General features: G+C 70.4%; 18 protein-coding genes. 12 read left to right on the top strand and 6 right to left on the bottom strand.

All coding sequences use genetic code 11. The features are described from left to right. Window positions 1-8 precede the first annotated feature (8 nt). The 4 genes from VAB18032_RS26650 to VAB18032_RS26635 form a co-directional block, all read right to left on the bottom strand. On the bottom strand, window positions 9-725 hold the full coding sequence (locus tag VAB18032_RS26650; RefSeq protein ID WP_013736035.1) for an L-threonylcarbamoyladenylate synthase: 717 nt from the start codon (window positions 723-725) through the stop codon (window positions 9-11). Continuing rightward, window positions 722-1,384, bottom strand: coding sequence for a tRNA (adenosine(37)-N6)-threonylcarbamoyltransferase complex dimerization subunit type 1 TsaB (tsaB, locus tag VAB18032_RS30255; RefSeq protein WP_013736034.1), 663 nt, complete (start codon window positions 1,382-1,384; stop codon window positions 722-724). The genes VAB18032_RS26650 and tsaB overlap by 4 nt, the downstream gene beginning before the upstream one ends. Then, on the bottom strand, window positions 1,381-1,866 hold the full coding sequence (gene tsaE, locus VAB18032_RS26640; protein ID WP_086011352.1) for a tRNA (adenosine(37)-N6)-threonylcarbamoyltransferase complex ATPase subunit type 1 TsaE: 486 nt from the start codon (window positions 1,864-1,866) through the stop codon (window positions 1,381-1,383). Before tsaE ends, tsaB begins: the two co-directional genes overlap by 4 nt. A 120-nt stretch (window positions 1,867-1,986) precedes the next feature. Beyond that, window positions 1,987-4,359, bottom strand: a complete 2,373-nt coding sequence (locus VAB18032_RS26635; RefSeq protein ID WP_013736032.1) for a M20/M25/M40 family metallo-hydrolase — start codon at window positions 4,357-4,359, stop codon at window positions 1,987-1,989. A gap of 198 nt (window positions 4,360-4,557) precedes the next feature. Between VAB18032_RS26635 and VAB18032_RS26630 the strand changes: the two genes are divergently transcribed. From VAB18032_RS26630 to VAB18032_RS26600, 7 genes are all read left to right on the top strand, one after another. After that, window positions 4,558-5,763, top strand: a complete 1,206-nt coding sequence (locus tag VAB18032_RS26630; RefSeq protein WP_043725852.1) for a PP2C family protein-serine/threonine phosphatase — start codon at window positions 4,558-4,560, stop codon at window positions 5,761-5,763. Next, on the top strand, window positions 5,760-7,610 hold the full coding sequence (locus VAB18032_RS26625; RefSeq protein ID WP_013736030.1) for a sensor histidine kinase: 1,851 nt from the start codon (window positions 5,760-5,762) through the stop codon (window positions 7,608-7,610). The genes VAB18032_RS26630 and VAB18032_RS26625 overlap by 4 nt, the downstream gene beginning before the upstream one ends. Next, window positions 7,607-8,059 carry a response regulator gene (locus tag VAB18032_RS26620; RefSeq protein ID WP_013736029.1) on the top strand — a complete coding sequence of 151 codons (453 nt, stop codon included), beginning with the start codon at window positions 7,607-7,609 and terminating at the stop codon, window positions 8,057-8,059. The genes VAB18032_RS26625 and VAB18032_RS26620 overlap by 4 nt, the downstream gene beginning before the upstream one ends. Beyond that, window positions 8,052-8,867: an inositol monophosphatase family protein gene (locus VAB18032_RS26615; RefSeq protein WP_013736028.1), complete on the top strand. Its 816-nt coding sequence runs from the start codon at window positions 8,052-8,054 to the stop codon at window positions 8,865-8,867. Before VAB18032_RS26620 ends, VAB18032_RS26615 begins: the two co-directional genes overlap by 8 nt. 334 nt (window positions 8,868-9,201) lie before the next feature. Beyond that, window positions 9,202-10,206, top strand: coding sequence for a coiled-coil domain-containing protein (locus tag VAB18032_RS26610; RefSeq protein WP_013736027.1), 1,005 nt, complete (start codon window positions 9,202-9,204; stop codon window positions 10,204-10,206). A gap of 36 nt (window positions 10,207-10,242) precedes the next feature. Next, window positions 10,243-11,796 carry a fused MFS/spermidine synthase gene (locus VAB18032_RS26605; protein WP_013736026.1) on the top strand — a complete coding sequence of 518 codons (1,554 nt, stop codon included), beginning with the start codon at window positions 10,243-10,245 and terminating at the stop codon, window positions 11,794-11,796. A gap of 71 nt (window positions 11,797-11,867) precedes the next feature. Next, entirely contained in the window at window positions 11,868-13,580 is a 1,713-nt protein-coding gene (locus tag VAB18032_RS26600) for a serine/threonine-protein kinase (protein ID WP_013736025.1), read from the top strand. Between the two features lie 10 nt (window positions 13,581-13,590). Here VAB18032_RS26600 and VAB18032_RS26595 read toward each other — a convergent pair whose 3' ends face one another. Together VAB18032_RS26595 and VAB18032_RS26590 are read right to left on the bottom strand one after the other, a co-directional pair. After that, entirely contained in the window at window positions 13,591-14,262 is a 672-nt protein-coding gene (locus VAB18032_RS26595; protein WP_013736024.1) for a potassium channel family protein, read from the bottom strand. Next, complete coding sequence (locus VAB18032_RS26590; protein WP_013736023.1) at window positions 14,252-15,586, bottom strand: TrkH family potassium uptake protein; 1,335 nt, start codon at window positions 15,584-15,586, stop codon at window positions 14,252-14,254. The genes VAB18032_RS26595 and VAB18032_RS26590 overlap by 11 nt, the downstream gene beginning before the upstream one ends. Before the next feature lie 479 nt (window positions 15,587-16,065). On the opposite strand from VAB18032_RS26590, the gene VAB18032_RS26585 reads away from it, so the two are divergent. The 5 genes from VAB18032_RS26585 to VAB18032_RS26565 are packed head-to-tail and all read left to right on the top strand — an operon-like array spanning window position 16,066 to window position 20,807. Then, on the top strand, window positions 16,066-17,271 hold the full coding sequence (locus VAB18032_RS26585; RefSeq protein ID WP_043721991.1) for a substrate-binding domain-containing protein: 1,206 nt from the start codon (window positions 16,066-16,068) through the stop codon (window positions 17,269-17,271). Between the two features lie 8 nt (window positions 17,272-17,279). Next, window positions 17,280-18,023 (top strand): ABC transporter ATP-binding protein, encoded by a 744-nt coding sequence (locus VAB18032_RS26580; RefSeq protein ID WP_013736020.1) that lies wholly within the window; start codon window positions 17,280-17,282, stop codon window positions 18,021-18,023. After that, window positions 18,023-18,802 carry an ABC transporter ATP-binding protein gene (locus VAB18032_RS26575; RefSeq protein ID WP_013736019.1) on the top strand — a complete coding sequence of 260 codons (780 nt, stop codon included), beginning with the start codon at window positions 18,023-18,025 and terminating at the stop codon, window positions 18,800-18,802. The genes VAB18032_RS26580 and VAB18032_RS26575 overlap by 1 nt, the downstream gene beginning before the upstream one ends. Beyond that, on the top strand, window positions 18,802-19,692 hold the full coding sequence (locus VAB18032_RS26570; RefSeq protein ID WP_013736018.1) for a branched-chain amino acid ABC transporter permease: 891 nt from the start codon (window positions 18,802-18,804) through the stop codon (window positions 19,690-19,692). The genes VAB18032_RS26575 and VAB18032_RS26570 overlap by 1 nt, the downstream gene beginning before the upstream one ends. Then, window positions 19,689-20,807: a branched-chain amino acid ABC transporter permease gene (locus VAB18032_RS26565; RefSeq protein WP_013736017.1), complete on the top strand. Its 1,119-nt coding sequence runs from the start codon at window positions 19,689-19,691 to the stop codon at window positions 20,805-20,807. Before VAB18032_RS26570 ends, VAB18032_RS26565 begins: the two co-directional genes overlap by 4 nt. Window positions 20,808-20,818 lie beyond the last annotated feature (11 nt).

Raw genomic sequence — 20,818 nt, 5'->3', positions numbered from 1 at the left:
CGGAAACCTCACCACCCGTCCGGGTCGGAAGCGGGGAGCCAGTGCGTCGACTGCCGTATGGTCTCGAACGGTATGTCTCCCTCGCGAATGAGGCCGACCTCCCCGGACTGGTCGACCCGGACCACCGTCGAGTGCTTCGAGTAGAAGGAATCACGTCCTTCGACCGCGTGCCAGCGGGCGGACCCTACCGCCGCTGCGGCAGCAGTAACGATCTTCAGGGCCTCGTCGAACGACTGGACGGGCTCGTCCCGCTTGTCCCGTACCGCGGTCGTGGTTATCGGCCACCGCGCATGACTCGCGACGTCCCTCTCGATCTTCGAATCGGGGATCCGGAAGCCGAGGGTACGGTCGGGCGACCCGGTGGACTTGGCGGCGAACTTGTGAGCGCGCTGGTTGGCGGGGCAGACCAGCGTGATCGGGCCCGGGGTGAAGCGCTCCACCAGGTGCAGCGCCGTGGCGTTGAGTTCCAGGTAGCCGCGCACCTGGTCGAGGCCGGAGAATGCGACCGAGACGGGACGGTCGACGGGACGCCGCAGCAGGCTGTTGATGAACTTCCAGGAATCCTCGTTATGGGGGACGAGTGCGATCGAGTAACAGGTGTCGCTCGGCAGAAGGACGAATCCTCCCTGGTTGAGCCGGGTGACGATCAGGCTCAGAGCGCGGGTGGTGAGCGAACCGCCGGGGGTCAGGTCACTGGCCCTGAAAACGTGGTCGGGACCACTCATAGGAACGTTTCCGATTCCTCGGTCAGTGGACCCACGGGGCCGGGTGACATGCGCTCCTCGCCCGCCTGTGCCATCGCGAGGAGCGTGCTGGCGTCAGGTGCGGCCGGACCTCCGTCCTGCACCTTCAGGCTTGTCGAAACGTCCGTCATCTCGGGCCGGTACGCACCGACCACGGTCAACGCATCGAAGCCCTGCTCGGCCAGGGAGGTGGCCAGCTCGTCGATGATTACCCAGTAGTCGCCTCGGCTGAGCGAGGCCGGTCGGCCGGGGACGTAGATGCCGGCGTAGACCTCGCTGCTGGCGACACCGCGGGCCGGGCGCAGCGCCAGCACGGGCGCATCCGCCGGTACGGAATGGGCCATCACGCTCAGCGAATCGGTGGCGAAGATCGGCAGATCCAACGCGTACGCCAGACCGTTGGCGTACGCGACACCCGCACGCACCGACGTGAGGTTTCCCGGGCCGATGTCCACGGCGACCGCGGCGAGGTCGCTGCTGCGGATGCCGGCCTCGGCGAGAGCCTTGTCCACGAGTCCGGCGATGCCGTCGAAATCCGGCTCGAAGCGGGTGGTCGTCAGCCTGACGCTGGCCGCACTCTCGGTGCCGATGGCGACGGAGTAATCCTTGGTGGACGTCTCGATCGCAAGAATGGCTTTCACTTTACCGCCTGGGTGATTCGACGCTCTAGCTCTTGCAGGACCGGCTGCCAGCGCTGGCATTCCGACGACAGGGTGAAAGTCCGAACCTCAGAACCGGGCTGGGAGGCGATTTCCACCCGCAGATGACACGGGAACTCCCCGGAGACCAGGTCGCCCCACTCGACAAGCGTGACGCACTCGTCGGCATAATCGGCCAACCCCAGATCGCGGTATTCGGCGACGCTGGAGAGCCGGTAGGTGTCGACGTGGAGGACCGTTGTCTCGGTGCCTCGGTAGAAGTTCGCGAGCGTGAAGGTCGGGCTGGTGACCTCGTCGGTGCAGCCGAGTGAATCGGCAAGGGCCTGCACGAAGGCGGTCTTTCCCGCACCGAGATCCCCTCGGAGCAGCACCGCGTCCCCGGCGGAGAGGCATGGTGCGAGGGCAGCCGCCAAGGCATGAGTCTCCGAAAGACTCTTGGCGACATACTCCAAGCTGGCCATCATCACCCCAAATTCTCCGGGTCGCGGTTCCAGACCATTTGATCTTTGATCTTCCAAGCTGCGGCTACACATGTTACCCGGCTAAGGGCGGGATACCTCTGGGCAGGACCGCCGGGCAGTGGGTCACAGGGCATAGGTGCGGGCCACGGCGAGCATCTCGGAGCTGTGCGAGCCGACCACGCCGACGCCCGGAGGGCGAGGACGGAAACCCGGCAGCGCGTCGAGGCCGTCGCTGACGTCCGTCGCTCGCAGCGCGACAGGCGTTGCCGACGGTACGACGGTCAGGACGACCTCGAATCCCTCCGTCGGTGGGGCGTGGAAGACCACGCCGAAGCCCCACCGGCCCTCGCGCTGCTCGACCGGCACCGGGCGACCGGCCACCTGAGCGCTGCGGACCACCGCCGTCGAGGTGTCCACGTGCAGGGTGGCCAGGCGTACCTGCCGTTGGGGGGTGAACCGCAACCGCAGGGTGCGCTCCCCGGCCGTGCCGGTGTCGGACAGCACCTCCAGCCGGGGCGCGGGCAGGTCGGCGGCCTGCGCCGGGCCGCCGAGCAACTCGTCGCGACCGAGGCCGGGAAAGTCGTCGGCGATGGAGACCGTCGAGTCGACGTACTCCGCGGTCCAGGGTTGCGGGTCGGATTCGAGGCTGAGCCAGCGGGCCTGACCGGTGCCGGCGTCCAGGGCGTACATCAGGTGGGTGGGTGCGGGATGCGCGGCGTCGAAACGGTCGGCGGCGATTCCCACCCCGGCGAGCACCGCCGCCGTCAGTGCGGCGGCACCGGCGGGCAGCGCACCGCGGCGGCGGGCCCGCAACGCGTCCATGCCCCGCTGACCACCGGCTTCCGGATGCAGCAGGTCCACCACCGGCAGCGCGGCCAGGCCGAGCAGTACCGCGAACAACGCCGCGACACCGCCCATCGCCATGCCCAGGGCCGGGAAGAGCAGCACCACCACGGGCAGCAGGATGACCACCGCCACCGCGCCGGTCAGGGTCACCGCGATCACCGGCACCGGGCCGTCGATGGGGGCGGCCACCGCGACCAGCCCGGCGAGCACACCGGCCAGGGCAGGCAGAGTCGCCAGGTACGCCCCACCGGGCACCAGCACCGCGAGCAGTACGCCGAGCAGCGCCAGCCAGCCCAGTCCGCCGATGGCCAGCGCGGCGGGACCGACCCGACGACGGGTCAGCGCGTACCAGGCGAACAGCACGGCGGCGGCGAGCGCCAGCACAGTTAGCCGATACCAGATCGGCCGGTACGGGTCGAGCAGCATGGCGTTGCCGGGCCGGATGACGCTGATCGCGGCCCAGAGCAGTTGAGCGCCCAACGGGGCGACCACGATCGGTACCAGGGCCAGCCCGAACCCGGCGGCCAGCCGGCCACCGGTGACCCGACCTCGACGCCGCGCCCACCAGCCGAGGACGATCACCCCGGCGAGCGCGAGCAGCGCCAACGGCAGCACCAGCGTTCCGGGGTAGCGGGCCAGGCCACCGGGCATCGGGAAGTAGGTGGCGTCGTGGTCGGCGGCCAGGTCGGCCAGGTCGATCCGGCCGAATTCGCGGGCCAGGCCGAGCGCGTTGGCGCCGTGGTGCTGGAGGCTGGCCCGGTCCATCGACTCGGGGGTGTCCAGCGGGGTGTGGTAGATCGCGCCGCCGTCGAGGTAGGCCGAGTTCAGCCCGACGAATCCATGGTCGAGGAAGGCGGTGAAGTCGGTGTCGTTGGGCAGCGCGCGGTAGACCTCCACGGCGAACGAGGTGCCGACGGGATGCGGTGCGGCCCGGCCGAAGACGTCGACAAGCGCGGCGTTCTCCGGTGAGGTCTCGAACATGATCACCGGCCCGGTGCTGCCGCGGGCCTCCAGATTGAGCACCACACCCTTGCCGGCGGCCAGCGGGTGGTCGGCGGCGAACGCCGACGCTCCGCACAGGCAGGCCTCCTCGGCGTCGGTGAAGACGAAGACGAGATCGTTTCGGGGTCGCGGGCCGCTGGTCAGCGCCCGGGCCACCTCCAGGATGGCGGCGACGCCCGCCGCGTTGTCGTTGCCGCCCGGCCCGGTCTGCACCGCGTCGTAGTGGGCCACCAGGAACACCGTGCCGGTCGGGTCGGTGCCGGCCAACCGGGCCACCACGTTGCGTACGCGGGCCAGCGTGGCGCCACCCGCGGCCCCGCTGAGCTGACCGGCCTCTTCGGCGACGGTGTCCTGAACCTCGGGGGTCAGCCCCAGCGCGCGTAGCCGGGCCTCCAGATGGGCCCGGACCTCGTCGTTGGCGGCGCTGCCGGCGGGGTGTCGCTGGCGCGCGACGACCGACACGTGCTCGTACGCCCGATCGGCGCTGAACTCGTCGCGCGGTGCGTCGGTCGGCCGGGGTGTCGGGGGACGAATGGCGAGCAGCGCGAGTGTGCCGACGGCGGCGAGGGCGACCAGGGCGGCGAGCGCGGCGACCAGGCGGTGACGCGGTCGGGACAGGGCACGATCGGCGGCGGGGGGTGCGCCCACGACAGGCTCCTCGGGGGTGGGGTGGGTGCACATCATCCTCTATGCCGCCCCAGGGCGCTCCGTCGTGTTGTGTGCGAACGTTGTCTAATACAGGATCAGCAGGGCACTCGGAAGGAGCCCGACATCACCAGCGATCTCCCGCCCGTCGCGGCGGTGGGCCGGCCGCACCGAGGGACCGCCAAGACCGGTCCCTCAGTCGTGTCATGGCCATATCCGCAAGGTGGCCTGGGCGGCAATCCGAACCTGCCGCCCGGGGAACGGCTGCGGGTGCTGCTGGTCGAGGACGACGAGGGCGACGCCTTCCTCGTCGGCGAGCTGCTGGCCGAGACGAATTCCGGGATCGACCTGCTGGTCGCCACAAGTCTCAGCGAGGCCCGTCGACGGATGGCGGGGGTGGACTGCGTCCTGCTGGACCTGGGCCTGCCCGATGCGCAGGGGCTGGACGGTCTGCGGCAGGTGTTGGAGATGTCCGGCAGCGCCGCCGTCTGCGTGCTGACCGGCCGCAGCGACGAGCACCTGGGCATCGTCGCGGTCGCCGAGGGCGCGCAGGACTACCTGGTCAAAGGCCAGGTCGACGGGGTGCTGCTGACCCGGGCGCTGCGCTACGCGGTGGAGCGCAAACGCGCCGACGAGAATGCCCGCCGGCTGCGCGAGGTGGAACTGCGGCAGGCCGAGTCGGCTCGGTTGGAGCGAGGTCTGCTGCCCCAGCCACTGATGTCGACCGACAAGATCGCCGTGCACACCTTCTATCGACCCGGTCGGCATGCCGCCCTGATCGGGGGCGATTTCTTCGACGTTGTGCAGACCCGTCCCGATCAGGTCGACCTGATCGTCGGCGACGTGTGCGGGCACGGGGTGGACGAGGCGGCGCTCGGGGTCGAGCTTCGGGTGGCCTGGCGGGCGCTGATCCTGGCCGGGGTGCCGGACGACGAGGTGCTGCCCGCGCTGGAGCAGGTGCTGATGAGCGAACGCCGGCTCCAGGAGATCTTTGCCACGGTCGCGACGGTGCGCCTCGACCTCGACGCCAACCGGGGGACCGTACGACTGGCCGGCCACCCTCCGCCGGTCCTGCTCGCCGGGGGCAAGGTGGCGCCGGTGCCCGCGCCGGGCGGACTGCTGCTCGGCGTACGACCCCGGCGTCCGGTCGCCTTCGATCTGGAGTTCGACACCGAGGACTGGTCACTGCTGATGTACACCGATGGTCTGATCGAGGGCCGGGTGGGCGAGGGCGACGAGCGCCTTGATGTGCCCGGGCTGACCCGACTGTTGCAGGAACCGGACAGCCGCCACGTCGCGCTGCCCGCGCTGCCGGCCTGGCTGGTCGGGCGCGCCGAGCAGCTCAACGGCGGCCCGTTCGCCGACGACGTGGCGATGCTGCTGGTCACCCGGGGCGGTGGCCGATGAGCGTCGACGTCAGCTGGTGGACGCTGCGCCGCAGGGTGCTGGCGTTGCTCGGGGTGGTCGGCGCGCTGCTGCTCAGCGTCGCGGTGGCCGAGGCGGTCGTCGCCACCAAGAACCGCGAGTACACCGACGTGCTGCTGGTGGAGGTCGGCCCGCTGCGGGTGCAGGGCCAGGAGATGCTCAACGCCCTGCTCGACCAGGAGACCGCCGTACGCGGCTATGCGGTGACCGCCGATCCGGAGGACCTCGCCCCGTACGAGCAGGGTCTGGCTCAGGAGCGGGCGACCGCGCAGGAGATCCGGAAGTTGTCCGCCAAGTACCCCGCGATCGTGGCGGACCTTGAGGCGGTGGAGCAGCAGGCGGACGAGTGGCGGCGCGGCGTGGCCCAGCCGGTGATCGAGACGACTCGGACCGAGGGCACCGAAGCCGGCCAGGCGCTGCTGACCGACGAGGCGCGAGAGCGGTTCGACGAGGTGCGTGGTGCGGTCTCCGCGCTCCAGGACGAGATCCTCACCGCTCGGGAGGCCACCGCCGACAACGTGGAGCGGACCGGCAACCTCCTGGTCATCCTGCTCATCGTCGCCGCACTCGTGGTGGGCACGGCCGGCATCGCCCTGCTGCTGGCGCTGGATCGGATGGTGCTGCGCCCGCTGACCGGCCTGGCCGGGCAGGTCAGAGAGGTCGTCACGGGTGACTACGCGCACCGGATCGTCGGCACCGGGCCGCCGGAGTTCCAGACCCTCGGCACGGACGTGGATGCCATGCGGCAGCGGATCGCGGCCGACCTCGCCGAGGTACGCGAGGCACGGGAGCGCATCGAGTGGGTCAACGCCCAGTTGCAGAAGCAGGCCGAGGAGTTGACCCGATCCAACCGTGACCTGGAGCAGTTCGCCTACGTCGCCTCGCACGACCTCCAGGAGCCGCTGCGCAAGGTGGCGAGCTTCTGCCAGCTGCTGCAACGCCGGTACGCGGGCCGCCTCGACGAGCGGGCCGACCAGTACATCGCCTTCGCGGTGGACGGTGCCCAGCGGATGCAGCGGCTGATCAACGATCTGCTGGCGTTCTCCCGGATCGGTCGGCTCACCGCCGGCTTCACCGAGGTCGACCTGAACAGCCTGATGGCCGACGTCGCCGCACAGACCGAACCGGCCCGGCAGTACGCCGACGCCGAGCTGACCTGGGGCAACCTGCCGGTCATCCGGGGCGAGGAACCACTGCTGACCAACCTGCTGGTCAACCTGGTCAGCAACTCGGTCAAGTTCCGCCGCCCCGACGTACCGCCGAAGGTGCATGTCTCGGCCCGGCTGGTCGGCGAGGAATGGGAGATCAGCTGCCAGGACAACGGCATCGGGATCGAGCCGGAGTTCGCCGACAAGATCTTCGTGATCTTCCAGCGGCTGCACGCCAAGGACGCCTATCCGGGGACCGGCATCGGGCTGGCCATCGTCAAGAAGATCGTGGAGTACCACGGCGGTCGGGTCTGGGTGGACACCGACGTACCCGAGGGCACGGCCATCCGGTTCACCCTGCCGGCCATGCCCGGCGACGTCGAGGCGGCCCGGCAGAGCGGCCCGCCGACGGGCGCGGCGGAGCCGGATTCGGACCCGGCCGACCGTGACGCCGCACCGGCCGTCGGCGAGCAGGCCGGCGGTGACGGTACGGTCAGCGTGGACGCCGACACGGCTTCGGCTGCCCGATCGGCCGACGACGCGGCAGCGGACACCGCCGGGGCGCGGCCGGCCGACGTGGCTCGCCAGGGCGGCGCGGACGCAGCCACCGGCGAGGCGCCCGGTAGGGGTGGGCGGTCGGGTAGCGGTGACACAGGTGGGATGAAGGAGGCGGTGGGATGACCGCGCCAGCGGACGGCAACAGCCCGATCGAGGTGCTGCTCGTCGAGGACGACCCGGGTGACGTGCTGATGACCCGGGAGGCTTTCGAGGAGCACAAGCTGCGTAATCGGCTCAACGTCGTCTCCGATGGCGCCGAGGCGCTGGCCTACCTGCGCCGCGAGGGCCAGTATGCCGACGCGGTGCTGCCGGATCTGATCCTGCTCGACCTGAACCTGCCGCGCCGGGACGGCCGGGAGGTGCTGGAGGAGATCAAGAACGACGAGCAGTTCCGCCGGATCCCGGTGGTGGTGCTGACCACCTCCCAGGCCGACGAGGACATCCTGCGCAGCTACCAGTTGCACGCGAACGCGTACGTCACCAAGCCGGTGGACTTCGAGCGGTTCATCTCGGTGGTCCGGCAGATCGACGAGTTCTTCGTCAGCGTGGTGAAGCTGCCGCCGCGTGGCTGACACACTGCTCGACGACGTCGCCGGACTGCTGCGGGAGACCGCCGACCGGATCGTACTTCCGTTGTTCCGTCACCTCGACGACGCCGACGTGACCGAGAAGGCCCCGGGCGAACTGGTCACGGTCGCCGACCAGCGGGCTGAGGAGGCGATTGCCGCCGGGTTGCGTCGACTGCGACCGAACTCGCTGGTGGTGGGCGAGGAGGGCGTGGCGGCGGACCCGAGCCTGCTGCGCCACCTGCGCTCCGCCGGAGACGTGTGGCTGGTCGACCCGATCGACGGCACCGCCAACTTCGCGGCCGGACGCCGCCCGTTCGCCCTGATGATCGCCCTGCTCACCGCCGGTGAGCCGGTGGCCGGCTGGATCTTCGATCCGCTGGCGGACACCCTGGCGACGGGCTGGCTGGAGACCGGCGCCTACCTCGACGGGAATCCGCTGCGCCTGCCGACCGACGCACCGCCGATCGGCGAGCTACGGGGCGCGGCGATGACCAGGTTCCTGCCGCCCTCGTCGCGGCGAACCGTCGAGGCGGGCGGTGCGCAGGTCGGCGAACTGCTGCCCGGCCAACACTGCGCCGGCCGGGAATACCTCGACCTGCTCACCGGTGACCAGCAGTTCGTGGTCTTCTGGCGCACCCTGCCCTGGGACCACGGCCCGGGCACCCTGCTGGTACGGGCCGCCGGCGGGGTGGCCCGCCGCTTCGACGGCACGGACTACCACCCCGCCGACACCACCGAAGGCCTGCTGGTAGCCACAAACGAAAAGATCTGGCACCAGGTCCAAACCACCCTCCTGCCCACTCGCACCTGACCCACCCCACCCTGCGCCCCGCGTCCTCCGCCAGTTTTGGTCGCCCTCAGCCCGGAGCTCGACCAAATCTTTGATCACGCGGCAGGTCGGGCTGCGGGTCGGGCCGGCGGGTTGGCGCGGGGGGTGGTGGGCGGAGGGTTAGGTGAGGGTTACGGTGGGTGGGTTATTGACGGGTGTGGGGGTCGGGGGACTGGTCGGGGAGGGCGGTTCCGGTATTCTGACCGGCGGTCTACCGCCAGCAGGCCGCCGATCGGCGCCGGCGGGGGCCGCCGCCGCGCAGTGATCTCACCGGGGGGCCGGCGGACGACGAAAGGATGCTTTCGTGCGCAGGTCCATGCCCGTGCGGCGGCGCTTACATCGGCCGCTGATCACCCTGCTCGCCGCCGTGGCGTTGCTGCTCGGCGTCGGTGCCGTCCCGGCGTACGCCGAGCCCAACGAGGGGGGCAGCAAGAAGCTGCGGGACACCTTGGAGGCCACTGCCAAGGCGCACATCGAGGCCAAGCGCAAGCTCGACAGCTCCAAGAAGCGTCAGAAGAAGATGGCCAAGGAGCTGTCCGAGCTGGAGGGGCGACTGTCCGAGCTGAGCGTGATGGTCGGTGAGGTGGCCGCACAGTCGTACCGGATCGGTCGGCTCAGTGCCGCCGCCGCGCTGCTGGACAGCGGCACCCCGGAGGCGTTCGTGCAGCGGGCCGCCAGCCTCGACATGATGGCCCAGCGGGACGGCCGTCGGGTGCGCGAGCTGACCGAGGCCCGCGAGCAGGCCCGGCAGGCCAAGCTCGCGATCAACGCCGAGGTGCGGGAGCAGACCAAGCAGCTCGCCGTGATCGCGAAGAAGAAGAAGGAGACCGAGGCGGCGCTGGCCGCGGTCAGCTCGGGTACCAGCGGCGGCTTCAGCGGCGGCAGCGCCACGTCGGCCAAGCCGGCGCCGCGCAACGCCAACGGCTCCTGGCCGTCCGAGTCCTGCTCGGTGAACGACCCGACCACCTCCGGCTGCATCACGCCACGCACCCTGCACGCGCTTCAGCAGACCAAGGCCGCCGGATACAAGCGGTACGTCTCCTGCTACCGCAGCGGTGGTTCCGGCGAGCATCCCAAGGGTCGGGCCTGTGACTTCTCCGCCGCCACCAACGGCTTCGAGAACCGCACGGCCACCGGCGGGGACAAGGCGTACGGGGACAGCCTGGCCGCCTGGCACGTACGCAACGCCGACCGGCTCGGTGTGCTGTACGTCATCTGGTACCGGCAGATCTGGCATCCGGGCACCGGCTGGCGAGCGTACGGCGGCAGCGGCAGTCCCGCCGCAGACCACACGAACCATGTTCATCTCTCGATGTACTGACCCGCGGCCGTCTACGGGCTGCGTACCATCGCCACGATGAACTCTCCATCACCTGACGTCGCGGCACCCACCGCGTCGGCCGAACCGGCGACCCCACGGGCGCTGCCCAGCGGGCTCGCCGCGTTTCTGGTCTTCTACTCCAGCGGTGCCGTCCTGGTCCTGGAGACCGCCGCGCTGCGCCTGGTCGGGCCGTACGTCGGGGTGACGCTTCAGGTGACCAGCTCGGTCATCGGCATCGCGTTGGCCGCCATCGCGTACGGGGCCTGGGCGGGTGGCTGGCTGGCCGACAAGCGCAATCCGCGTACGCTGCTGGCCCCGGCCCTGGTGCTCTCCGGCATCGCCACCGCGATCACCCTGCCGGCGGTGCGCTACGCGGGCGAGGTGCTCAAGGGTGACACCGCCAGCGCGATCCTGCTGCTGGTCGCGGTGGCCGTGTTCGCCCCCGCGATGCTGCTGTCCGCGGTCACCCCGCTGGTGGTCAAGCTGCAACTCGCTGACCTGCGCCGCACCGGCCAGGTGGTCGGTCGGCTCTCCGGTATCGGCACGCTGGGTGCGGTCACGGCGACCCTGGTCACCGGGTTCGTGCTGGTCGCCGCGCTGCCCAGCACGGTCATCCTGTTCGGGCTCGCCGCCTCGCTCGGCATCACCGGCATCGCCCTCGGCGTGTACCTGCACCGCCAGGACCGGGCGACGCTGCCCGGCCCGGCCCGGGTCAAGGCCGCGTTGGCGGTGCTCGGCCTGGTCGGCGCGGGGCTGACCATGGTCGCGCCGAACCCGTGCGACGTGGAGACCGCGTACCACTGCGCAAGGGTCGAAACCGATCCCGGCCGCGAGAGCGGGCGGACGCTGCTGCTCAACTCGGCCCAGCACTCGTACGTGGATCTCGCCGACCCGACCCACCTGGAGTACGCGTACACCCGGTGGATCGGGGCGGTGGCCGACGTGATGGCCCCCGAGGGGCAGCGGCTCGACGCACTGCACCTGGGCGGGGGCGGGTTCACCGTGCCGCGCTACCTGACCGCCACCCGGCCCGGCACCGACAACCTGGTCTTCGAGCTCGACGGCGGGCTGGTCGCCCTGGGCGAGCAGCACCTCGGCGTACGCCAGGGGCCGGATCTCGAGGTGATGGTGGGCGACGCCCGGCTGTGGACGGCCCGGCAGGCGACGGACAGCCGGGATTTCGTGGTCGGTGACGCGTTCGGGCATCTGGTGGTGCCCTGGCACCTGGCCACCCGGGAGATGGCCGCCGACATCAGGCGCGTCGTCCGCCCCGGCGGGGTGTACGTGCAGAACGTGATCGACTATCCGCCGCTGCGGTTCATCCGCAGCGAGGTGGCCACCGTCGCCGCCGAGTTCCGGCATGTCGCGCTGGTCGCCCCGCCGGAGGCGCTGGCCGGCGAGCGGGGCGCGAACTTCCTCATCGTCGCCTCCGACGCGCCGTTGCCGCTGGCCGCGCTCCGCGCCCGACTGGACGCCGACAACGAGCCGGTCAGCCTGCTCAGCGGCGGGGACCTGACCGACTTCGTCGGTGACGCGCTGGTGCTCACCGACGACTACGCGCCGGTGGACCAACTGCTCGCCACCGCCTGATCGGGTGACATCGGTGACCGAATCCGCTCAGAAAGGTGTAGCGGGGTTCGCTTCGGGCAACAAGGCCGACCATGGGTGCAGAGGTACGCAGGGGCGCGCAGCTGCTTGGTGAGCGGTACCGGTTGATCGAGCAACTGGGCACGGGCGGGATGTCCGTCGTCTGGCGTGGCTACGACGAGGTGCTGGGCCGGCAGGTCGCGGTCAAGGTCCTGGCGTCCCGGCTGGCCAGCGACCGGGCGTTCCGCCACCGGATCCGCAGCGAGGCCCAGGCCGCCGCCCGGCTCTGCCACCCCAACATCACAAACGTGTACGACTACGGCGAGTCCCAGCAGGTCGGCCTGACCGTGCCGTACGTGGTGATGGAGTTGATCGACGGCGCGCCGCTGACCGCCCGGCTCTCCGGCGTGGGCGTCCTGCCCTGGCGGGAGGCGGTGACGATCGCGGCCGAGGTCGCCTCCGCGCTGGCCACTGCGCACGCCCGTGGCGTGGTGCACCGCGACGTGACCCCCGGCAACGTGATGCTCACCGCGACCGGCGTGAAGGTGGTCGACTTCGGCATCTCGGCGTTGGTGGGGGAGAGCGAGAAGAGCGCGGACGGCACACTGCTCGGCACGCCCGCCTACCTCGCCCCGGAACGCCTCGACAACGGTCAGGTCAGCCCCGCCACCGACGTGTACGCGGTGGGCCTGCTGCTCTACCGGATGCTGACCGGCCGGCTGCCCTGGCAGGCCGAAACGACCACCCAGATGTTGCGGGCGCACATGTACCGCGAACCGGAACCCATGCCGGCGGTGCCGGAGTTGCCCGCCGGGGTCGCCGAGCTGGTGCACCGCTGCCTGGCCAAGCGCCCGGTGGACCGGCCCGGTACGGCCGAGCTGGCCCTTACCCTCGCCGAAGCGGTCGGCAAGATCCCGGCCGTGCCGGTGTCGCTGGCCGACCAGCGAACCGATCCGATGCTGCTGGCCAGCGCCGGTACCACCATCCTGCCCTGGTCGGTGGCGACGGATGCGCTGCCGCTGACGGGTCTGCGCACCGCTCGGCGGCGGGACCGTCGACGTCGGGTCGAGGCGGGGGTGGCCGCCGTCGCGCTGATGGCCGTCACCGCGGCGGTGTGGGGAGTCACCTCGCGCAGCCCGGCCAGCGGCGGCATCGACCAGCCCACCCAGGCTCGGATGGGCGGCGAGGACCGGATTCCGTGCCAGGTGTCGTACGCGCTGCGCAAGGACTCCGGCAAGGACTTCACCGCCGAGTTGAGCCTGACCAACACCGGCGACCGCGAACTGCGGGACTGGACGGTCCGGTTCGCCTTCCCCGGTGGGCAGCAGGTGACCGGGGCGAGCCCCGTGCCGGCCCGCCAACAGGGGCACGCGGTCGCGGTCCAGGCCGCCCCGGAGCATCCCGCCCTGAAACCCGGCGCGACCGAGAAGTTGCGCCTGACCGGGACGTACACCGGGACGAATCCGCTGCCGGTGGAGTTCCGCCTGGGTGACGAGCAGTGCGGGGTGCAGGTGTCCGGCATCGCCGGCAGCGCACCGACCCCGAAGCCGGTGAAGGCGGCCGGCGGCAAGGCCGGTTCCGGTGGCTCGGACAAGGCGAAGACCAAGCCGGAGAAGGCCAAGCCGGGCAAGAAGGCCGAGCCGGGCAAGAAGGACACCCCTGCCAAGAAGAAGGGCCCCGACAAGAAGGAGCAGCAGGCCAAGGGGACTCCGGCGAAGGGGAAGCCGGAGAAGACAAAGGCGGCCAAGCGGGGCAAGCCGAAGACGCCACCCGGCAGGAAAGCCTGAGCGATCGGGGTCAGGTCAGCGAAGCGAAAGCCTGAACCTGATCGATGGTTCCCTCGACGATGACGATGTCGTCGGGGCCGAGCAGCAGGCTGTCGGAGACGTAGCGATAGCGCTGCTCGGCTGGCCGCTTGACCCCGATGATCCGTATCCCGTAGCGGTCGAGCAGTTGCTGTTCGCTGACACGATGCCCAGCCATCGGGGCGGGCACGTGCATCTTCGCGATGGCGAAGGCGTCACCGAACTCCATGAAGTCGAGCATCCGGCTGGCGATCAGATGGGCCATTCGCTCGCCGGTCTCCTTCTCGGGAAAGATCACGTGTTGCGCGCCGACCGCTGACAGGATCTTCGAATGCTGCGTCGAGGTGGCCCGCGCCCAGATCTGCGGCACGCCCAACTCGACAAGCGCGAGCACGGTGAGCACGCTGGACTCCAGGGAAGCGCCGATGGCCACGACGACCCGGTTCAGGTCGGCCACCCCGAGTTGGCGTAACGCCTGGCCGTCGGTGGAATCGGCCTGCGCCACCTGGTCGAGCAGGGCCGACCATTTCTGCACCCGCCGGGAATCACGATCGATGGCGAGCACTTCGTGACCGAGAGCGCTCAGCGATTCGGCCAGCCGGGAGCCGAACCGGCCGAGGCCGATCACGGCGATGCCATCCGTGTCCGGTTTGCTAGCCGACAATGGGTTGCTCCTCTGGATAGCGGTAGAGCCGGTGACGGGTGTTCAGGGCGATCGCCGAGCCGAGCGTGAGCGGACCGACCCGGCCGATGTACATCAGCACGGTCAGCAGGAGAAGGCCGCTGTCAGGCAGGGCCGACGTCACGCCGGCCGACAGACCGGTGGTGCTGAACGCCGAGGTGATCTCGAACAGCGCCGAGTGGAACGGCACCTTGTTGGTCACGGCGATCAGCAGGGAGGTGCCGACGGCCACGATCGCGACGCTGAGCAGGCTGACCGTGACCGCCTGCCGCTGGCTGGCGGTGGCCACCCGCCGGTGCCCGACCGTGACGTCCGGCTCGCCCCGGATCTCCGCCCAGATGACGAAGGCGAGCAGGAAGAAGGTGGTGACCTTGATGCCTCCGGCGGTACTCGCGCTGCCACCACCGATGAACATCAATCCGGTCAGCAGCGGATAACTCTCCTCCCGCAGGCCGGTGGTGGACACCACCTCGATCCCGCCGGTACGCGACAGCGCAATCTGGGTGAACGCGGCGAGCAGCTTGTCGGTGACGGCGTACTGGCCGATGGTCCGGGCGTTGCCCCACTCGATCAGCAGGAACGTCAGGAAACCGAGGCCGACCAGAGCGGCGCTGCCCCAGATGGTCAACTTGGTGGCGACCGCCCACCGGGTCGGTCGGCGCCACTCGCGGGCCGCCTCGAACAGGGCTGGAAATCCGAGGCCGCCGATGATGCTGCCGAGCGCCAACGGCAGGCTCACCCACGGGTCGCGGGAGAAGGACAGCAGGCCGTGCGGGTAGAGCGAGAAGCCGGAGTTGTTGAACGCCTGGATGGCGTGGAAGCCGCCCGACCACAGGGCACGCCCCAGCGGGTAGTCGTAGCCCAGCCAGAGCCGCGCGGTGACGATGGCCGTCATCACCGTCTCGCAGACCAGCACCGTCCCCCCGATGTGCAGCAGCAGGCGACGGAGGTTGCCGATCCCGTACTCCAGCGTTTCTGCCTGCACCAGCATCCGGTTGTGCAGACCGAGCCGCCGGGACACCGTCAGGATCACCAGCGCGGCGCCGGTGAGGATGCCCAACCCGCCGATCTGCGTGAGCACCGTGATCACGATCAGGCCGGGGGTGGACCAGAATCCCGGTGTGTCCACGACGGCCAGCCCGGTGACCGAGATCGCCGAGGTGGCGGTGAACAGTGCGGTGAGCGTCGGCGCCGCCTCGTGGCGGACCGTCATCGACGGCAGCATCAGCAGACCGGTGCCGATTCCGATCGCCAGGAGGAAAGCGAGCGGCACCAGCCGTACGGGGTGACGAAGGAACCGGCGCACCAGACAATCCTCTGATTTCAACCGATCCCGAACTGCGGAAATCGAAATCCCGAGGATTCACCGGACGGTCAGGTGCGGACCAATTGCTGAGGTTCGCCGCTGAACTAGCCCGTGATCATGTTCTCCGTGATGATGCCGAACGTCAGCGCGAGGCCGACCAGCGCCGGCCCGCACGCCGCGACCAGGAACGCACCGCCTTTGACCAGGTTGTGGTCGGCCAAGGTCGACTCCACTCCACGGGGGGTGTTGCGTCTCCGCACCGGGTGGTGGGGGAGGGCGACACAGGGTGGGGCTTGGCCGTGGGAGGTTGGGCCATGGTTTCGCCGACGGGTCACTGCCTCACCGTCATCGCTGTAACCGGAAGCCACCCACCTCTGGCGACTTGTGTGCTTCCGCCACATAGCCCGTGGGTGACGTCACTTCTAGCGTGAGCCGACACATAAGGTTTCCCTCCCTCTGAGTCCTCACGTGGAGTCGCAATGACGGTCCGGACGACACGGCGGGTGTTCCTGTCCGCCGCAACGATGATGGCCGCGACGATGGTCGCCACGGCCTGTGGCAGCCCGCAGGACACCGCCAACGGCGGTGGCGACAGCGCCGCGCCGGTGAAGGTTGGCCTGGTCTACTCCCAGTCGGGTGCGCTGGCCAGTTACGGAAAGCAGTACATCGAAGGGTTCCGGGCCGGTCTGGACTTCGCCACCGGCGGCACCAACAAGGTCGGCGACCGGGCGATCGAGATCACCGAGGTCGACGACGCCGGTGACCCGGCGAAGGCGGTCTCCGCGGCGAAGGATCTGATCGGCAAGGGCAACAAGATCATCGCTGGCTCGACAGCGTCCGGTGTGGCGCTTCAGGTCGCCCCGATCGCCGCCCAGAACAAGGTGCTGTTCATCTCCGGCCCGGCCGCCACCGACGCGGTTACCGGCGTGAACAAGTACACCTTCCGCTCCGGCCGGCAGTCGTACCAGGACGTGGTGACCGCCAGGTCGTTCATCGGTGACCCGACCGGCAAGAAGGTCGTGGTGTTCGCCCAGGACGGCGCGTTCGGTGACGCCAACGAGGCGGCGGTGAAGGAGATCATCGGGGGTGCCGGGGCGACCGTCAGCGCGGTCCGGGCACCGGCCAGCGCCACCGAGTTCACTCCGTTCGCCAGCCAGATCAAGTCCGCCAAGCCGGACCTGCTCTTCGTCGCCTGGGCCGGCACCACCGCCCCGGCGATGTGGCAGACGCTGGACCAGCAGGGCGTACTGAGCTCCACCACGGTCGTCACCGGCCTGGACATCCGCGCCTCCTGGCCCACCTTCGGCGCGGCCGGCACCAAGATCTCCTTCCTGTCGCACTACTTCGACGGGGCCAGCGACACCGAGGCGGCCAAGGCCGCGAAGGCGAAGATCCCCGGTGGCACCCTCGACCTGTTCCACCCGGACGGCTTCGCCGCAGCCCAGATGGTGGTGCGGGCCGTGCAGGAGGGCGGCGACGACGTCGAGAAGATGATCACCGCGCTGGAGGGCTGGAGCTTCGAGGGCGTGAAGGGCACCATGACCATCCGCGCCGAGGACCACGCCCTGCTCCAGCCGATGTACCAGGCGAGCCTGACCGGCAGCGGCGACACCTTCACCGCCACCGCCCAGAAGGCACTCACCGGTGACGAGGCCGCGCCGCCGGTCCAGGCGATGAAGGGCTGAGGTACGCCATGCTCGCCACCCGCGGTCTGACCTGGCGGATCGGTGAGGTCGCCATCGTCGACGCCGTCGACATCGACCTGGCACCCGGGGAGTTCCTCGGCGTGATCGGGCCCAACGGCGCCGGCAAGACCTCACTGTTCAACCTGATCACCGGCCTGCGTCGGCCCACCGAGGGCCAGGTCACCCTGGACGGGCAGGACATCTCCACCCTGCCGCCGCACCGGCGGGCCCGGCTCGGCCTGGGGCGTACCTTCCAGGCGTCCTCGGTCTTCGGCTCGCTGAGCGTGCGGGAGAACGTCCGGCTCGCTGTGCAGGCACACCGCGGGGGCTCGATGAAGCTGTGGCGGCGGGCGGTGGCCGACCGGGAGGTGGCCGCCGCCGCCGACGCGGCGCTGGACCGGGTCGGCCTCACCCACCGGGGTACGGCGTTGGCCGGCACCCTCGCGCACGGCGAGAAGCGCAAGCTGGAGATCGCGCTGCTGCTGGCCGGCGAACCACGGGTGATGCTGCTCGACGAACCGATGGCCGGGGTCAGCGCCGAGGACGTGCCGGAACTGGTCCAGGTCATCCGCTCGTTGACCGGCGACAGCGGTCGGTCGGTGCTGATGGTCGAGCACCACATGGACGTGATCCTCGAACTGGCCGACCGGATCGCCGTGATGCACCACGGTGCCCTGCTGGCCTGCGACACCCCGGAGACGGTGATGGCCAACCCGACGGTGCAAGAGGCCTACCTGGGGGAGGAGCTCTGATGGAGCCGATCTTGGCAGTGCAGGACCTGTCGGTACGGATCGCCGGACTGCACATCCTGCAAGGGGTGTCGTTCACGGTCGCGCCGACCGGGGTCACCGTGCTGCTCGGCCGCAACGGCGTCGGCAAGACCACCACGCTGCGCGCCCTGGTCGGGCTGACCCCCCGCAACGGCGAGGTACGCGGCACCGTCCGGATGCAGTCGGCGACGCTGCTCGGCCAACCGACACACCGGCTGGTGCGCGGCGGGCTCGGCTACGTGCCGGAGGACCGGTGCGTCTTCGCCGGACTCACCGTCGCGGAGAACCTGCGGCTCGCCGAACGGCGCGGCAGCACCCCGGCGTACGACCGGGTCTTCGCGCTCTTTCCCGAGTTGCAGCGACGGTCCCGGCAGCGGGCCGGTTCGCTTTCCGGTGGGCAGCAGCAGATGCTCGCCATCGGCCGGGTGCTGATCAACGACAACCGGCTGCTGCTGGTCGACGAGCCGACCAAGGGGTTGGCACCGAAGGTGGTGACCGAGGTGGCCGAGGTTTTGGCGCGGGTCGCCGAATCCGTGCCGGTGCTGCTGGTGGAGCAGAACCTGGCCGTGGTCCGGCGGCTGGCCCGCGACGCGGTGGTGCTGGCCGCCGGCCAGGTGGCCTGGACCGGCGACGCCCAGCGGCTGCTGGCGGAGACCGAGCTGACCCGGTCGCTGCTCGGCGTCGGCTCGGTCGAGGGGCACCACGCCGCGCCCGGCAGCCATCACGCCGCGCCCGGCGCCGGACGGAAGGACGGGCACTGATGGACGCGGTCATCCTGTTGACGCTGACCGGGCTCGGTCTGGCGGCGCTCTACTTCCTGGTGGCCTCCGGCCTGTCACTGGTCTTCGGCCTGGCCGACGTGCTCAACTTCGCGCACGGGCTGTTCCTCGGCGTCGGGGCGTACGCGACCTGGTGGGCGGCGGGGAACCTGCCCGGCGCCGGGTCCGACGGCTTCGGTTTCGTGGTCGCGGTCGCCTTCGGGGTGGCCGCCGGCACGCTGATGGCGGTGCTGGTCGAGCTGGTGCTGATCCGGCCGCTCTACTCCCGCACCATCGAGCAGGTGCTGGTCACCGTCGGCCTCTCCCTGGCCGGAGTGGCGTTGTTGCAGGCCACCTGGGGTGCCGACGCCCGGCCGTTCCCGCGTCCGGAGTGGACCCGGCAGGTGACGACGATCCTCGGTGCACAGGTACCCAACGGGGGGTTGCTGCTGATCGTCGCCGCGGTGCTGGTGCTCGCCGCGATCCTGGCCTTCCTCCAGTGGACCCGCTACGGCCTGATCATCCGGGCCGGGGTGGAGAACCGGGAGATGGTGACCGCGCTGGGCATCGACGTCCGCAAGGCGTTCACCCTGGTCTTCGCCATCGGTGGCGCGGCGGCGGCGCTGGCCGGCGCGCTGGGCAGCGTCTACTTCGGCACCGTCTCACCCCAGCAGGGCGGCTCGCTGCTGATCTTCGCGTTCATCGTGGTGGTCATCGGCGGCATGGGCTCGGTCGTCGGGTCCGCGTACGCGGCGGTCGCGGTCGGGCTGCTGCAACAGTTCGTCAACTACTACGGCACCTCCGGGCTGGGCGACATCTGCGTGGTCGCGCTGCTGGCCGTGGTGCTGCTGCTGCGCCCGCAGGGCATCGCCGGAAAGGTGGCTACGGCATGACCGAGGTCAAGAGTCCCGAGGTCACGGCACCTGCGGCGGCGGTGCCGTCGGAGTCGACCGGCTGGTCCCGGCTGCGCCCGTTCCTGCCCCTGGTCGTGCTGGCCGTGGCGCTGATCCTGCCGTACTCGACGCTGCACCTGCCGGGCGTCTTCGAGGGCGCGCTGAACTCGCCCGGCACCCTGCAACTGCTCGCCGTCTGCCTGGTCTTCGGTGGCCTGGCGGCCGGCTACGACCTGCTGTTCGGGCGGACCGGGATGCTCTCCTTCGGGCACGCCCTCTACTTCGCCGCCGGGGTGTACGGCACCGACATCCTGATCACCCGGGTCGGGTTGCCGCTCTGGCAGGCCGCGCCGCTGGCGATCGTCGGCGGGATCATCCTCGCCGGTCTGGTCGGCGCGGTGGCCCTGCGTACGGTCGGCATCGCCTTCGCCATGGTGACGCTGGCCTTCGCCCAGGTCGGGGCGATCCTGGTGGCCCGCGACTTCGGTGGGCTCACCGGTGGTGAGGAGGGGCTGCCGCTGGACGTGACCGGGGTGCCGTCCGGGCTGGTCGGGGTGGCCAACACGGTAAACCTGTACTGGCTGGCGTTGGCGTACCTGGTCGTGGTGGTCTTCGTGGTGCACCGGGTCAGCAACTCGCCGACCGGGCGGGTGCTGGCCGGGGTACGCGACGACGAGCGGCGCATCGGCGTGCTCGGGCTCGATCCGTACCGTTTCAAGCTTGTCGCCTTCACCCTGGCCGGTGGTCTCGCGGCGGCGGGCGGGGTGGTCTACTGCCTGATCGTCGGCGGTGCCTCCCCGCACATCACCAGCAGTGAGCTGACCCTGTCGCTGCTGGTGATGGTGGTGCTCGGTGGCCCTGGCACCCGCTGGGGCCCGGTACTGGGCGGCATCCTCTACATGTACCTGGACCACCGCCTGATCTCGGTGGGCAGTTCCGGTGCGATCGACGCGCTGCCGGCCTTCCTCAGCCGGCCGCTGTCGCAGCCACTCTTCGTCCTCGGCACCGTCTTCATCCTGGCCGTCTACTTCTTCCCCGGTGGCCTGGCCAGTCTCGCCCCCCGGCTCGCCCTGCTGCGCAACGCTCTGCGCCTCGGCCCGCGTCGGGAGAGCTGACCACGGGCTGG

Origin of the sequence: Micromonospora maris AB-18-032 (genome assembly GCF_000204155.1) — a bacterium.
GTDB lineage: Bacteria > Actinomycetota > Actinomycetes > Mycobacteriales > Micromonosporaceae > Micromonospora > Micromonospora gifhornensis.
Note: the sequence above shows the minus strand (reverse complement) of the source record. Positions and strands in the feature narration are given on the sequence as shown.